Here is a 15,585-nt window from a genome sequence, read left to right on the forward strand (position 1 = left end):
GCCCTCAAAGAGAAACACGGGACTGGCTAAAATCTGATCGAGACAAAATAGGAGTAATGGGCATTGTCTAGCGTAGAGGGAACTGAAATCAGCCGCTCAATAAAATGGTTCTGATGAATGCTGTAGAAAATGAGTCGCGGCTTGTTATAGAGGCGTGCGAGGGATCAGTCACTGCTTTTGAAGCGCTGGTGGTGCTGTATGAGCCTCGTATCAGACGGATGATCTATGGAATGACACGTGATGAGCAACTCACTCAGGATATCTGTCAGGAAACTTTTCTGTCAGCATATCGAGCGCTGCCCCGTATGAACGGGCATGATTTGCGCTTCGCTCCCTGGCTCTATCGCATTGCGTTGAACCAGTTGCGCAGTGAGTGGCGTAAACGAAAACATGTAACGATTGTTCCGTTTGGCTCTTCAGCGGTTGGTGACAATGATACCTCGTTTGAAGAACAGGTAGAAGATGGTGCGCTGCTGGACAACCCATTTGAAGAAGGCGTTGCAGAGCGTGATCTGGTAAAGCGTGTCCTGTCACGCTTGCCACAGAACTCGGTGATGTGCTTGCTGCTGGATGCAGAGGGTTTTTCCTATAATGAGATTGCAGAAATAATGCAAGATACGCTCTCAGCAGTAAGAAGCCGTTTATCTCGCGCTCGCCAGGCTTTTCAACGCATCTACTCCGGCCTTGATCAGGAAGGAAGAAGATGAAGGATACTACACCAGAGTCGTCTAAGCGGGACCTCCCCACCTGCCCGCTCAGTAGACACTGTTTACGTTTGGTTGATGAATTGGTCCGTAGCGATGAGCAGTTAGATCTCCTTGCTTCTGAATTAGATCTAGATGATGAACTGTTGTTGCGTCGTCTGCGCGATCATATTCCGACCTGCCCTGCTTGCCAGGACGCTCTAGAACAGGCACGGCATGTACGCGAGCAGCAGCGGACCCAGTTGCAGGCGTGGCTCGCTCAAGCAGAACGACGTGTTCCTGCAACGACTGATCGTATTCTGGCCGCGCTTCGCGAGGAGGCGTCCAGACAACCGATTGCATTACAGGAGAAACCGGCGCGTAACGGTCGGTTGCTCTCACCCGAATGGCAGCCCGCGAACAGGAAAGTGATCGCGCCACGTCAGTCGGTCCTGAAGAAGGCTTTTGTGACTTTTTCGGCGCTTGCGGCGCTTCTGATTGCTGCTGTCGGGCTGCTTGGCATCTTTTCACTGCAATTCTTGCAGCATGGAACGCAGCAGCAGCCCACACAGGGGAGTACGGAACTGAAAACAACTGCTGTGCAACAACAAAAGGTTGTCCCTGCAAGCACATGGTCTTCCCTGCTTGCTGTGGAGAAGGTGCAACAGCAGGAAAACCTGGTTCTGTACAACCCGGCAAATGGACAGAAAGCGGTAATTGTATCATCAATCTGTCCGCAGAAGCCGAACACATCCAAGATCTCGCACAAACCTGCTGATGAGGTGCTGTATCAATGCACAGAAGCTGATCGCATGACCTATTATTTGTTAAGAGGGCAGAAGAGCTTTAGCGTCAGTGGGGCCCACACACACAGTGATAGAGACTATAATGCCGTCTGGAATACTGATGATAAATCTATCTTTACCTATACAGATACTGCCATTATCGTCTTTCATCCTGGTGATGGTACAAGACGGGATATCCCTTATACGCTGAATGCGCAGCATCTACACTTCGCCTATAAAAACACGCTATATTATACCGTGCGGGTAGAGGGCGAGCCGGGATTAGAGCTCAGGCGGTTTAATCTCGAAACCAAAGAGATGGATGTGCTCCTGACGGGGGTAAATATACAGGGTGAGCTGGTTATGAGCCCTCTGGGTGATGCGCTCTACTTTTCCGGCTCCTTTAAGAATATGCAAGGTTTCTTCCGGTTGCAACTGATGGGAGAGACGCCCAGACTTATCGGCAAGGCGCAGACGCTGGCTGGTTTCGACAGCTACACTTTTAACCCTATCGTATTGCAGACAAACGGGCTGGCTGATCTGATCGAGATTGATGCTACTGATGGTTCAGTGATCAAGACGCTGGCAAAAGATGTCGCTCCGGGATCGAGTGAGGTTTTAACTGATGTTGCGCTGCTGTCGCCTGAAGAGAATACAATGCTGATCACAGCGGGCAGATATCCTGATGGCACAGTGCGATACTGGTATCGCAGCTTGACAGGGACGCAGGAGCCCAAAATGATCTTTCAGTCAACGAACGCGAAAACTGATCCTGTACACTCCTTGCAATGGATTGGATGGAGCATGTTGCTGGCAAGCCTGGATGAGTAATCGGAGAAAAAGCCCGCATGGATAGATATCATCCCCACCATGCGGGCGTGTGGTCAGGCTTCAGGCAGAACAACCGAGATATTGTAGCCATCAGTGTGGTTACCATCACGCATTGGAAGCGCGATGGAGCGTAAACGAGGGTGTGTGGCCGTTTGCTTGTTGTAGGTATAGAGCGCAGCTGTGCTTCCCGTGTCACCGGCTGCTGGCTCAACCAGGGCTTGCCCATTTCTGATACAGTTGTCAGCGACGATAATGCTTCCCGGGCGACTCAGCTTCAGTGCCCAATCCAGATACTGCGGGTAGGATGGCTTGTCCGCGTCGATAAAGATGAGGTCGAAAGGCGCTTCATCCTGAAGCGTCGGCAAGAGATCGAGAGCTGCCCCGACCCGGACTTCCGTTCTGGCAGTGATCTGCGCTCTGTCCAGCGATTGGCGAACGACCTCTGCATGTTTGGCGCTGACTTCTAGCGTAATAAAGGTGCCGTGTGCTGGCAGGGATCGCGCCAGCCAGATGCCACTATAGCCCGCGAGTGCACCAATTTCCAGGATCTTTTGTGCGTTACAGGCTGCGGCCAGCACCTGAAGCAACTTTCCCTGAAGCGGTGATATCTGGATCTCGGGTAGACCCGCCTCCTTTGCTGCCACAAGCGCTTGTTGTAGCGCGGCATCTTCGGGAGCAAAGAGCTGCTCCAAAGCGTCTGTAATCTTTTCGGTATCACTCATAATGATTTCATACCTTTCTTGTTTTCTTCTAACCGGCTTCGGCGCATTCAGCGTGAAGCAAGTTAGCGTATGCTTCTTACGACACATCCTCGCTTCGCTTTTCGTAGTTCTTGATGAGTTTTTGAACGTAGCTCAACGGCTGATGTGCGTGTGCTTTGACAAAGATCTGACGGGCTTTATAGAGATAAGAGAGCGCCTGTCGCTGTCCTTCCTCCGTCTGACGGGCCAGCAATGCGGATGCATAATAATACAGGGTATTCGCATAGTCAAGCCGAAAGTAGAATTTATGCCCGAGATTCAGGGCCCGCATAAAGAAGCTGTCTGCCTGCTGATAGTCCTTTTGCTCGTTTGCGATCAAACCCATCAAGCAGAGCGGGAAGCTGGCGCTTGTCCAGGCTTTGGTGCGATTGATCTCGTTCACAACGTGCTCGGCCAGTTGTCTGGCCTGCTCCAGATCGTGTAACAGATAGGCGATATACGCAAGCAGATGCTGCGCCTCATAGATGCAGATAGGCTCAATCTCGACATCATCTGTTGTTAGAATATGGTGCAGGCTATATTGTGCGCGTCGGAGTAACTGGAGGCTATGTACGGAGAGCTGCCGAGATGCTCGCTTTTCAGGAAGATACAGTTCTTCCTGCATAATTGCACGATAGATACGAAGGGTATTCAGGCTGAGCCGTGCAAAGCTAATGGAGTGTCTGTTCTTCATCAGCCGTCCAAGTTTGAGGGCTCGCAGGATGTAGGTGCCAGCCTGTTGCAGATCGCCTTTTTCCAGTTGAATGTATGCCATACGCACACAGAACCACTGTACGCCTTCTCGCCCGTTGTATTCTTCCTTCAGGGCAAGGCATTGCAGCGCGTAGTTTTCAGCTTCTTGCAGATTCCCATGAAAGAAGTAGATGTTGGCGAAATTCCCGATAATGGTCGATTTTAAGGGCAAGTCACCGCTGCGTTCTGCCAGTGAGAGCGCCTGTTGTAGATAAGTATATGCCTTTTGCAGCTCGCCAAGCGTGATATAGACGGTGCTCAGGTTATTGTAGATTCTGGCAGTATCCAGGATATGATTGACCTGTTCAAAGAACTGGGCTGCTAGATGCAGGTGTTTCAGGGCGGCATCCTGATTTCCCAGGCTGCTTTCAACCAGTCCGAGCACCTCGTGTCCACGTGCAACCTCAAGAGAGTTTCCCGTTAAGATGCGTTCAATACGGGTCTGAGGGCGTTGTGAGGCGGTTGGAAGCATCTCGTAAAAGGGGCTGATCTGATTCTCGGTACAATCGCTGAATGTTGCCAGAGCCTCCTGAAGATACTGCTGCGCCCGCTTGAAATGACCTTCAATACGAAACAGGGAAGCAATGCTGATCTGGACGCAGACCCAGCCGATACCTTTGGTGCTGTTGGGAAGCATCAGAGTGCGCCGAGCCTCTTCGTAGTAATGGTGAGCCTGAATGCCATCGCCACGCATATGATAGAGATGTCCTAACTCTCGGAGCAGAAGGCCCTGTATCTGTGTATCCAACCGTTCCTTTTCTGCCTCGTCCATCTCGGCAGGGTAGGCCTGATGCAGAAAATCGGGGCGGGTACGAAGCGCAAGCGTGCAATGGTAGGCAGCTTGCGCCACCGTAAAGAGACCCAGGATCGAGCAGCATTCCGCGATGTATTCGACAAGCAGACTGGTATGGTGCAGGTGCTCAACTCTGTCCTGTTGGGCAAGGAGTGCCAGTTGTTGTTGAAGCTGACTTTGTAGCTCGGTATTTTCCTGGATTGAAAGCGGGGACGGCTGTTGTCCTGATAGCGCCTGAAGCGCCAACACATAATAGCGCAGGGCCTCGGAATAGGAGCCCAGGTTATAGGCGCGATGTCCGGCCAGCTCTGCATAGTGAATAAGCTGAGCTGTATCACCTCCCCCTTTACAGAGGTGATAGACGATCTCGGACGCGATTTTCTCTTGCATGGTATCGCTATGGGCAACCTGAATCGCTTCTGCTGCTTTGCGATGCAATTGCGCCCGGCGGGCCGCCGAAAGCCGCTCATATAGATGACTGATAATCAATGGGTGCCAGAAGTGATAGGTGATGTGCGCTCCTGTTCCCTCCTCGGTCAACAAACCCGCATAGAGCGCCTCTTCCAGCAAGTCGAGCACTGCATCCTCGCTCTGCTCACGTGTCATGGGAAGCAGGTGGCGTAGCTCAAAGGAGCCTCCCAGGACAGCCGCCTTGCTGAGCAAGTTCTGACATTCAGCGCTTAAACGCCCGAGGCGACGTTCCAGCACGGATGAGATCGCCTGAGGTAGCATGCCAGTGGTTGTCTCCCTCTGGCCCTGTCTTTCCTCGGTACTGGTAGGCAGGACAATCGCCCGCGCCAGCTCTTCGGCAAAGAAGGGGTTCCCGGCGGCCTGCTGCTGGATGTTTTCAACCACCTCCTGAGGCAGATGAGAGACCAGTGAGCCAATCTGGGCATGTGTGAGCGGTTGGACCGTGATCGCGACGATTGCCTGTTCTCGGCAAAGATCTGCAATCAGCGTGCGAAGCTTATGCTGCGCTGGAAGCTCTCCATCCCGACAGGTTGCGAGGATCAGGACGCGCTGATCCTGGAGATGATGTACCAGATAGGTGAGCAGGTCAATGCTGCTTGCATCGGTCCAGTGCAGGTCATCAAGAACCAGCAGCAGTGGTTGAGTCTGTCCGATCATTCCAAGCAAGCCGAGAGTTGCTTCCCAGAGTAAGAGCCGTTCCTGTTCATGAAAAACGGCTGGCACAGACCGCTGAAATTGTGTGTTATAGCGGGCCAGCTCAGGCAATAAGCCGCTGAGTCGTTCGATATGAAAGGGCAGGGTCGTGAGCCCCTGCTGATCCTGTGAAAGCAACTCATAGAAAGAGGGGCTTGCGCTGAGCAATGCACGAAGTAGCTCGGTCCACGGACGGTAGGGAATCGAGGTTTCCTGCTCAAAAGAGCGGCTCCATGCAATGGCCCATCCACGCGCGTATGCTTCCATGCTGAGCTCTTCGGCGAGGCGGGTTTTTCCGATACCTGTTTCTCCTTGAAGCAGCGCGAAATGGATTGTCTTGCGGCGCGGCACCAACGGGCCTGTTTGTGGTGTGAGAAGCTGTTCGCTGCCGTCAGGATGGGGACGCTGTGCCTCAGTTGCTTCAAGCGTGCGGAGTAGTTGGCGCAAGCGGTGAAACTCCTGCTCGCGCCCGATTAAGGGACTCTGGTTATGGCGTCCAAGCTGGAAGGCTGGACGGAGAAAGTGAAAAGGCTTTCGGGTGCCCTCTGGGTGCCCGGCAGGCGGCGTTTTTGCAGTGGAGGTCGGTTGCTGCGCTGTTTTGCCACCAGGCATAGGCGGAATATGTCCCTTGCGTAGCGCCTCATAGAGCGCGACTGTTTCCGGCAAGGGGTCGCTTTCGTACTCGCGTTGGAGCATGAGAACATGACGACGATACACCTGAAGTGCTTCACCGCGCCGATCCAGGTGCGTTAGCAGGAGCATCAGTCGTTGCAGTGCCGTTTCATTGGTTGGCTCGGCAGTTCGCAGGCGGTCGAGCGTCTCCATTGCATTGACGTATGCTTCTTGTTCAATGTAGAGGTCGGTAAGCTTGAGCAACAGCCCGATCCAGGCGCGTTGCAGGGCATCGCGCCGGTGCGCAGCCCATTCAGAATAGAGCTCTTCCAGAAGATAGTGGCCCTGGTAAAGTTCGGCTGCTTGTTCCAGAAGATGTCTTGCCTGTTGAGGGTCGCTGCTCGCGCTGGCCTCTTTAATCAGGCTCTCAAACGCCTCGGCATCAACCCAGATGTAGGTGCTATCTGCCAGTTCGAGGATATCACGTTCAAGACGCAACATCCGTGAGGCGGCGGGACGTGCGATATCAGGTTCGAGGATCAGGCGAAGCTCATGCACGGCTCCGTTCAGACGGTTCGCGGCAACAGTGATATCGAGTTCGGGCCAGAGATATTCCATCACCTGTTCTCGACCCAGGCGGCGTCCCGGATTGCTGAGCAGACAACCGAGCAGTGCTCGGGCACGTCGACGGTGCCAGGTACGACTATCAATCGCAACCCATTCATCGCCTATTTTACGTTCAATCCGGAATTGGCCAAGAAGGTAAATGCGGAGAGCAGGTCTGCTGGTATGGTGGGACAGCTCTTTCCCTTCGGCCTTTCGCAGCAGTTGGGTCGCTTCTATATGTTCAGGTAAGCGGGTGCCAATGTACTTACTGATTGTCTTGCCGTTCTCGCTCCAATAAGCATACCAATAAGGCCCATGACCTGAGCCGCCATCCCGGCATTTGCGACAGCGGGGCTTGCCACAGCGGGTAAATTGTTGACGATAGGTAACTTTTCCGTTCATTTTGTGTGCCTATCTGCTGTGCAGGAACAGGGAAATAAAGGTTGTTCGTATACATCATGACAAGAGGTAGAAGAATACGATAGCATTATAACCTAGAATAGATTGCCATAACAATGTGATAGCCGATGTTGCGACCCTGAAAGCTGGCAGAGAAACGCGTTCTGATGCGTAGCAACTGGAGGTGTGCTAAGATACCACAAGGTACTGATTTTTCCGATCTCAGCATGTCAGTCGAGAATACATTACCATGCCAAAGCTTGATGGATCTGTTGAAAATATCGTTTTTCGCAATGAGGATAATCACTATACTGTCGCGCGTTTTCGCTTGAATAGCAGTGGGCGGCTCTTTCGTGACGATCTTACCACGATTGTCGGGACGCTCCCGGGCGTCCATCCCGGTGAACTGTTAACGGTTGAGGGGGAGTGGGAGCATGACCCGCGCTATGGCAAGCAGTTGCGTGTGGTCAGTTTTGTGCAGCGTTTGCCCTCAACCACTGAAGGGATGATTCGCTATTTAAGCTCAGGGCTGATTAAGGGTATTGGGCCCAAGAAGGCGAAACTGATTGTAGAGCATTTTGGCGAGCAGACGCTGGCGATTCTGGAGCAAATGCCCGAGCGCCTGAGCGAAGTCAAGGGATTGGGTGTAAAAGACCGACAGCAGATCGTCAAAACATGGATAGAGCAGGGCGAGATCAAGGAACTGCATCTTTTTTTGCAATCGCATGATGTTTCGATCAATGTCGCAACACGTATCTACAAGCATTATGGGCAGGATTCGATCAGAGTTATTCGCGAGAACCCCTACCAGTTGGTACAGGAGGTGGAGGGCATCGGCTTTCGTATGGCCGATGAGATTGCGTTAAAACTTGGTATGCCTGTTGATAGTGAGCCACGCCTTGCCGCCGGGTTAAAATATGTGTTAACGCAGGCCGCGAACGAGGATGGACACTGTTTCTTGCATGAACGCGAGCTGGTCACGCGGGGGGCTGAGATGCTCCATGTTTCAGCCGAGGCCATTATGGCTGTGCTTGAGCAGATGCGGCATGACCCGGATATTTTCACTGAGGTTGATAGCGAGGGCGAGCCCTGTATTTATTATGCTCCTTTCTGGTATGCGGAAAGTGGTGCTGCCCGTTTGCTACGAATCCTGCAACAATCTCCTGATACTCTGCCTCCCGCTCCTGAAACGCTCTGGGAGCGGGTCTTTGAGCGCCTGAAAGAGCGGCGGATTCTCCTGACGGAAAAGCAGCGGCTTGCGGTTCAAACGGCCTATACGCAAAAGGTCTCGATCCTCACAGGCGGCCCCGGAACAGGTAAGACAACCTCTATTCGTGCGTTGTTGATGTTCCTGCGCAGTCGACGGGTTGATTTCGCGCTTGCGGCTCCAACCGGACGTGCGGCTAAGCGGCTTTCAGAGGCGACCGGCATGCAGGGAACACCATATGCCGCGAAGACGCTGCACAGGTTGCTGGAGTATACACCCCATGATAATAGCTATCAGCGCAATGAAGAACATCCTCTGCCCTATCAGTTTGTGATCGTCGATGAGTTCTCGATGGTGGATATTCTCCTTTTTTATCACCTGCTCAAGGCCTTGCCCCGTACCGCGCATTTGTTGCTCGTGGGTGACGCCGATCAGTTACCTTCGGTGGGTCCGGGCAATGTGTTGCGCGATCTGCTGAGGAGCGAGGATGTGCCCTCTATCCGCCTGACCGAGCTGTTTCGACAGGCGCAACAAAGCAAGATTATCGTGAATGCGCACCGGATCAATGGGGGGCTGCTGCCTTCAACGCGCATCGAGGCCCGGAGCGATTTCTTCTTTATGGCAGAAGAGGATCCGGTGCGGGCGCAAAAATTGATTCTTGATCTTGTACAGCGTCGTCTGCCCGCGCGTTATGGCTTTCATCCACTGACGGACATTCAGGTGCTTTCCCCGATGTATCGGGGTGCGGTTGGGGTGCATCTACTGAACGAGAAGCTGCAAGAGCGCTTAAATACCTCCGCTTTGGCCGAGGTGGGGTGGGGGGAAAAACTTTTTCGCGTTGGTGACAAAGTGATGCAGACGCGAAACAACTATGATAAGGGCGTCTTCAACGGAGATGTTGGCTGGATTCGTAGTATTAATAGAGATACCTCAACTGTGAAAGTTGAATTTGTGGAAGAGGCGGGCCCGCTCTTTGTCAGTTATGCGTTTCATGAACTGGAAGAACTGGTGCTGGCCTATGCTGTTACCGTTCATAAGAGCCAGGGAAGCGAATATCCAGCGATTATCGTGCCACTTTTCCGAGAGCATCGGATGTTGCTGCAACGCAATCTACTCTATACGGCTATTACCAGAGCAAAGCGTTTCTGTGTGCTGGTCGGTCAACCAACGGCTCTGGAACTGGCTGTTCAAAATGATCGTGTTATTCAGCGAAATACGGCACTGATGGAACGGCTCCGGAGGCTCCGTCAGGGTGTCGAACATGTCCAGTAAATGCTGAGGCTCTATGCGGTAGCAGTAGAATAGAGTCGGAAGGTAGAATATAATTGAGGAAACACTAGCACGTTCTGCCTTTCCCTTATGCGAAAAGCGAATAAGCAGATCTGTCAGTATATTGTTTCGTAGATCCCGTAGTATTTTGATTGAAGAAGGGGTTTTGTATTATGGCTGGATCAGAGACATCAACCGGTTATGCTCATCCTGAAGTGCTGGTTGAAACCGATTGGGTTGCGGACCATCTTCATGATGCTGATATTCGTTTGATTGAGGCCGATGAAGATGTGTTGCTCTATGAGCTGGGTCATATTCCGGGTGCAGTGAAGCTGGATTGGCACGTTGACGTACAGGATAAATATTCTCGCGATTTCATTGATCAGCAGGGCTTTGAACAATTGATGAGTCGCTGGGGAATAACCAATGACACCACCATTGTTCTTTATGGGGACAAAAATAACTGGTATGCCTGCTATGCCTTCTGGCTCTTTTCAATGTATGGCCATGCACGGATGAAGATAATGAATGGCGGACGGGCAAAGTGGGAAGCGGAGCATCGCCCGATGACGCGGGAAGTGCCGCACTATGAGCCCACCCGGTATAAAGCGCAGCCTATGGATGAATCTGCGCGGGCATTTCGGGATGAAGTCTTGCTTGGCCTGAAGAATCCCGGACGACGCTTGATCGATGTGCGTTCTCCCCAGGAATACAGCGGCGAATTGATACATATGGTCAATTATCCGCAGGAGGGAGCCCAGCGCGGTGGCCATATTCCCGGGGCGAAGAATATTCCCTGGGCCACTGCCGCCAATCCCGATGGCACCTTTAAATCCGCAGAGGAATTGCGTCAGATTTATGGTAGTAACGATGTCACGCCAGATAAAGAGGTAGTGACCTATTGCCGTATTGGTGAACGTTCAGCGCATACCTGGTTTGTTTTGACGAAGCTTCTGGGTTATCCGCGAGTTCGCAACTATGATGGTTCCTGGACTGAGTGGGGAAATCTGGTTCGCTCGCCGATAGAGAAGTAATGGAGTCTGTGCGCTCCCGAAAAAGACCCGGGGGGAGGGCGCTAATTGTGCGCTCTCCCTCACCCGTGAGGAGGATATATCTTGGACCGTCAAGAGGCTATCGAATTTCTGGTAGATCACTATGAGAACCCACGCAATAAAGGTGAGATCGAGCATCCCGATGTCAATCTAAGCGGTGGGAATCCCGGTTGTGCTGATGTGATTACTATGCAGGCGCGCTTTAATCCAGAGGGCAAGTTGGAAGAGGTGGCCTGGCATGGTGAAGGCTGCACAATCAGTCAGGCTGCCGCTTCCTATGTGTCCGAACTGGTGCAGGGAATGACGCCCGAAGAGATCGAGGCGATGAGCTTTGAAGATCTGATGGATCAACTCGGGCGTGAATTGGTCATGACCCGCCCGACCTGTGCGACACTGGCGCTAGGAACACTCAAGCGCGGCGTGCATGAGTTCGTGATGAAGCAAAAAGCAAAGCAAAGCGATATCGCATAAAAGAAAGCAGCAGCAGCGATCAAACAAGGCTGCTGCTTTTTTCTTTTAAAGCTGATATTCCTGCCGCCATCTGGCAAGGAGGTCTAGCGCCCGATGAACCAGCCGCTGATTTTCTGGGGCGTTCAACCAGCGACTCACGCCAGATGGGTGCGGAAGCGGAAGGAAGAGCATCTCCTGTTGCTCTTGGTAGGTGCCGACGACGTCTTGAAGCCGGATTTTCTGGCCCAGAAACGCTTCAATTGCCATCGTGCCAACCAGAAGCACGATTCGGGGCTGTACCAGACGAAGCTCGGCTTCCAGAAATGGGCGGCAGAGAGCAAGTTCCTGCGGCGAAGGTTTGCGATCTCCGTTTCCGCGCGGGTTTTTGCCTGGATCGCAATGTGTCAATGAGCTCAAATAACAGTGCTCATAGAGATAATTGGGTGGGAAGCCTGCCTTTTCCAGCCATTTTTGAAGGAGACGCCCTGCTGGTCCGCTCCAGGGAAGCTTGTTCGCTACTGAGCGATGCCCCGGAGCCTGCCCAATAACGAAGATACGGTCGCTTGTTCGTCCTTTGACGATGGGTTGGGCACAAGGAATAAAGCCCTGAAGTTGACATTTGCGACAGGCAAGAATATTGGCTTGTAGTATCTGTAGTTCGGTTTCTCTTGCGATATCCGGATCAGTCTGTTTGTTCATGTGCGGTTGTTGGGAGGGCCGCTGACGGCACGCCTGGTTTTTGCAGGGCTTCTGCCATCTGGCGGTACTGGCCTTTATAGAAAAGCAGTGGTAAGCTTTCTTCTTGTGTATAATGGTGATTAAAACTCAATGTTGAGACCTTCTCTTGCAGGCTATCATCAGCAAAAACAATATGGTCTTGAATACCCATAGCTTCTACCTGTCCCAAAAAAATGATATGGTCTCCGCCGGGATATTCTGCGACAATGCGGGTATCGACAAAAGCCAGCGTATCTTTTAAAATGGGCGCTCCGGTGGCGACGGTCCGGTATTCTGCATAGCAGAAATGCTCAAACCGCTCTACTGATGGTGTTGCAAAGCCAGTGGACAGGCTTTTTTGTTCCTGTGTCAGAATATTGACCGCGAAATTTTTGCCTTCACGCATAATCGGAAGGGAATGGCTGTTCTGCTCAATACATACAAGGACAAGCGGGGGATGGAGCGAAACAGAGCAAAACGCATTGACGGTCAGGCCGCTTATCTTTCCCTGACATTGGGTTGTAACGATGGTAACACCTGTTGCAAAGCGTCCCATCACCTGCCGGAAGAAATCTTTTTCTATTGCCATCTATCAAAAACCTCTAACTGTTTCCACAGTAGGAACGCCTGCTTTGTTTCTCCTTTGAACTCGTGTTGGCGTAAATCACTGTGTTTATGGGCAAAAGCACGCTCTTTGTGCTATTTATTGCCAGGGTGGCTATTCTTTGTATGTAGTATCATCCTCTGGCGTCCTTCTTGTCAACTGTACAGAAGGTCAGTCCACTTGTAGGACTTTAGACGAAGGATGAGGGGAAGAGCGTACAGCATATCTGTCTTTGTAATCGGTATTTGATTGACACATCTTTAGTCGTCTGTCTATACTAGCTGTAGTTTTTGAGGTATTAAAGTAGAACGCTGATGAAAACAGAAACACCTTTTTCCCGATCATTATTGGAACAATCGCAGCGGAGGCGCTATATACCTTTGCCTATCATTTTATGTGTATTGAGCATAAGCTTGCTGCTAGCCCTTTTACTCTCAGTGAGTGTTGGTTCAACGGCGATCCCTCTGGCAACCATTGTCAAGGTGGTGTTGAATGGGACCAGGCTATTTCATTTTGTCCCATCATGGGATTCTTCAATTGAAGTGATAATCTGGAATGTGCGCATGCCTGTTGTTGTTGGATCGGCACTGGTGGGGGCTGCATTAGCGGTTGCAGGGGCGCTCTTTCAGGGCATTTTGCGTAATCCGTTGGCTGATCCCTTTCTGATCGGCACATCTTCGGGGGCCGCACTGGGTGCGACGCTTTCCTTTATTTTGCCAGTTGCTGCATTGGGAACGCTGTTCCCGGCAACGGCTGTTTTAGCCTTTGTGGGGGCAATCCTGACAGTACTTTTTGTATATGCGCTGGCACGAGTCCAGGGGCAGACACCAGTTGTGACCTTATTGTTAGCCGGCGTGGTAGTTAATTCTGTGCTGGTAGCGCTTCAGACGCTGTTGCTGTCGCTTTTCCCTCGGGCGGATTTCCCTTTTCAGGCGCTGTTCAACTGGTTATCCGGTGAAATTGCTGTGACAAGCTGGTATCCGGTTCTGATTGCTGCTGTGTTGGTGCTGCTCGGGCTGGTGCTTGCTTTGAGTCTGACGCGGGTGCTGGATGCGCTGGCGCTAGGGGAAGAGAGCGCAACTGCTCTAGGACTCAATGTGGAGGCATGGAAGTTCGGAATTGTGGTAGTGGCCTCACTGATGACCGCGGCAGCTGTGTCGATTAGTGGCCTGATCGGTTTCGTTGGGCTGGTAACACCCCATGTAATGCGGCTCTTGCTTGGGCCAGAGCATCGTTCATTGCTTCCTGCCTCGGCTCTGGGAGGGGCTATTTTCCTGATTCTGGCCGATTTGTTGTCGCGTACGGTTATTGCCCCGGCTGTCCTGCCTGTCGGCATTTTTACGGCGCTGGTAGGGGCGCCCTTCTTCTTGTTTTTATTGCGACGTAGTAAGAGAGAGTATAGATGGTAGCAGAGACTGAGACACGACAGGGTCTGGATGTCGCCTCTTCTGTTCCGTTGTTGCAGGCCAGAGATGTGACCTTTGGCTACAATCGCCAGGAGTTACTGCATGAGGTCTCTCTTGCCATTCAGACGGGCGAAATGGTCGGGTTGCTTGGCCCGAATGGTTCTGGAAAGACGACCCTGCTACGGCTCTTAAGCGGCATTTTTCAACCCTGGAAAGGGCAGATTCTGCTAGAAGGCCGTGAACTGCGCCAGTGGGGACGGCGCGATGTTGCCCAACGTATCGCCGTTGTGCCGCAGGAACTGCATATGCCTTTTGCCTTTACGGTCAAACATATGGTTGAAATGGGCCGTACCCCGTTTATTCGGTCGTTTTTTGGCTCTCAGGGGAGCCGGGATCGCGAGGCGGTACAGGAGGCGATGGCGATCGCGGGCGTGGCTGATCTGGCTGAGCGGATTTTCAATGAGTTGAGCGGTGGTGAGCGTCAGCGGGTTCTGGTGGCGATGGCGCTTGCGCAGGAGCCGTCGGTGTTGCTTCTTGATGAGCCAACAGCGCACCTGGATATCAAGTATCAGATAGAGACCCTTGAACTGGTGCGCAGGCTGAACAGGGAGCATAAGGTGACAGTGCTCGCAGCGCTCCATGATTTGAACCTCGCGGCCCGCTACTTCCCGCGCCTGATTCTGTTTCAACGTGGAATCGTTGCTGATTCCAATCCGGCGGAGGTGCTGGACCCTGCATTATTGCGTCGGGTGTATGGTGTTGATGTGCAGGTCGGAATTATGCGGGGAAGCGCTCATTTAAGCGTATTGCCGCCCGTGCTGGAAGAGAAGAGAGGGCTACCTGAGCGACCGGTTGTGCATGTCATCGCAGGTGGTGGTTCCGGCGAGGTGATGATGCGAGCTCTGGCTGATGCGCATATTCCCTTTGTCGCGGGAGCGCTTAATATCGGCGATAGTGATCACACGCTGGCGCTGCATCTGGCGACCGAGGTCATCACCGAACAACCTTATGCGCCTATTTCCTCCGCGGTGCTGGATCAGGTACGAGCGAGCTTACGCAGCGTTGCCTTGTTGATTCTCTGCCCTGTTCCCATCGGTGCGGGGAATCTCGCGTTGTTGCGTGAAGCGCTGTTTGCGGCTCAGCGCGGGTTGTCTGTTATCATGCTGGAAGAGCAGGTATCCGAGGGACAGGAAGAAAGCTTAGAAGCCATTCTTCCTCGCGATTATACTGAAGGCAAGGGGACGCGTTTACTGATGTTGTTGCGCCAGGCCGGTGCGACCGTCGTTACTTCAGTGAGCGAGGCGCTGGAATGTGCGAAGAAACAGCTTGCTGATGAGACCTTTCTTTCCCTACAATAGAAATCCTGGCAACTTTAATAGAAAAGGCCCTGTAAGGGATTGCATGTATCGGCTCAATTAAAAATAGAGGAAGTTATTGTACTCTCTTTTCAGTATGTCTGTGCGACCTTCAATGCAGTGCCGACCGGATGACGGTGTGTGCCAGAATAGGATACA

General features: G+C 52.4%; 11 protein-coding genes. 7 read left to right on the plus strand and 4 right to left on the minus strand.

Annotated features, from left to right (window positions below; all coding sequences use genetic code 11):
- The first annotated feature begins 113 nt into the window (after nucleotides 1–113).
- Together KTH_RS30060 and KTH_RS30065 are read left to right on the plus strand one after the other, a co-directional pair.
- On the plus strand, nucleotides 114–707 hold the full coding sequence (locus KTH_RS30060) for an RNA polymerase sigma factor (protein WP_170142574.1): 594 nt from the start codon (nucleotides 114–116) through the stop codon (nucleotides 705–707).
- The gene (locus KTH_RS30065) at nucleotides 704–2,299 is read left to right on the plus strand and encodes an anti-sigma factor family protein (protein WP_497622549.1); all 1,596 of its coding nucleotides are present in this window, start codon (nucleotides 704–706) and stop codon (nucleotides 2,297–2,299) included. Before KTH_RS30060 ends, KTH_RS30065 begins: the two co-directional genes overlap by 4 nt.
- A 53-nt stretch (nucleotides 2,300–2,352) precedes the next feature.
- Here KTH_RS30065 and KTH_RS30070 read toward each other — a convergent pair whose 3' ends face one another.
- Both KTH_RS30070 and KTH_RS30075 read right to left on the minus strand, forming a co-directional pair.
- A complete protein-coding gene (locus KTH_RS30070) occupies nucleotides 2,353–3,021 on the minus strand; it encodes an O-methyltransferase (RefSeq protein ID WP_497622551.1) in 669 nt (222 codons plus the stop codon).
- A gap of 76 nt (nucleotides 3,022–3,097) precedes the next feature.
- Nucleotides 3,098–7,369 (minus strand): DUF6788 family protein, encoded by a 4,272-nt coding sequence (locus tag KTH_RS30075; RefSeq protein ID WP_497622553.1) that lies wholly within the window; start codon nucleotides 7,367–7,369, stop codon nucleotides 3,098–3,100.
- A 247-nt stretch (nucleotides 7,370–7,616) separates the two neighbouring features.
- On the opposite strand from KTH_RS30075, the gene recD2 reads away from it, so the two are divergent.
- The 3 genes from recD2 to KTH_RS30090 all read left to right on the plus strand — a co-directional run bounded on the left by recD2 (nucleotide 7,617) and on the right by KTH_RS30090 (nucleotide 11,365).
- Nucleotides 7,617–9,845 (plus strand): SF1B family DNA helicase RecD2, encoded by a 2,229-nt coding sequence (gene recD2, locus KTH_RS30080; RefSeq protein WP_497622555.1) that lies wholly within the window; start codon nucleotides 7,617–7,619, stop codon nucleotides 9,843–9,845.
- Nucleotides 9,846–10,015: 170 nt separating this feature from the next.
- The gene (locus tag KTH_RS30085; protein WP_111322355.1) at nucleotides 10,016–10,876 is read left to right on the plus strand and encodes a sulfurtransferase; all 861 of its coding nucleotides are present in this window, start codon (nucleotides 10,016–10,018) and stop codon (nucleotides 10,874–10,876) included.
- 81 nt (nucleotides 10,877–10,957) lie between these two features.
- Nucleotides 10,958–11,365, plus strand: coding sequence for an iron-sulfur cluster assembly scaffold protein (locus KTH_RS30090; RefSeq protein WP_111322357.1), 408 nt, complete (start codon nucleotides 10,958–10,960; stop codon nucleotides 11,363–11,365).
- A 45-nt stretch (nucleotides 11,366–11,410) separates the two neighbouring features.
- Here KTH_RS30090 and KTH_RS30095 read toward each other — a convergent pair whose 3' ends face one another.
- Both KTH_RS30095 and KTH_RS30100 read right to left on the minus strand, forming a co-directional pair.
- Nucleotides 11,411–12,043, minus strand: a complete 633-nt coding sequence (locus KTH_RS30095; RefSeq protein ID WP_111322359.1) for a uracil-DNA glycosylase family protein — start codon at nucleotides 12,041–12,043, stop codon at nucleotides 11,411–11,413.
- The gene (locus KTH_RS30100; RefSeq protein WP_111322361.1) at nucleotides 12,027–12,650 is read right to left on the minus strand and encodes a flavin reductase family protein; all 624 of its coding nucleotides are present in this window, start codon (nucleotides 12,648–12,650) and stop codon (nucleotides 12,027–12,029) included. Before KTH_RS30100 ends, KTH_RS30095 begins: the two co-directional genes overlap by 17 nt.
- A gap of 428 nt (nucleotides 12,651–13,078) precedes the next feature.
- On the opposite strand from KTH_RS30100, the gene KTH_RS30105 reads away from it, so the two are divergent.
- On the plus strand, nucleotides 13,079–14,074 hold the full coding sequence (locus KTH_RS30105) for a FecCD family ABC transporter permease (RefSeq protein WP_218029611.1): 996 nt from the start codon (nucleotides 13,079–13,081) through the stop codon (nucleotides 14,072–14,074).
- Nucleotides 14,068–15,429: an ABC transporter ATP-binding protein gene (locus KTH_RS30110; RefSeq protein WP_111322365.1), complete on the plus strand. Its 1,362-nt coding sequence runs from the start codon at nucleotides 14,068–14,070 to the stop codon at nucleotides 15,427–15,429. Before KTH_RS30105 ends, KTH_RS30110 begins: the two co-directional genes overlap by 7 nt.
- Nucleotides 15,430–15,585 lie beyond the last annotated feature (156 nt).

The organism is Thermosporothrix sp. COM3, assembly GCF_059696735.1.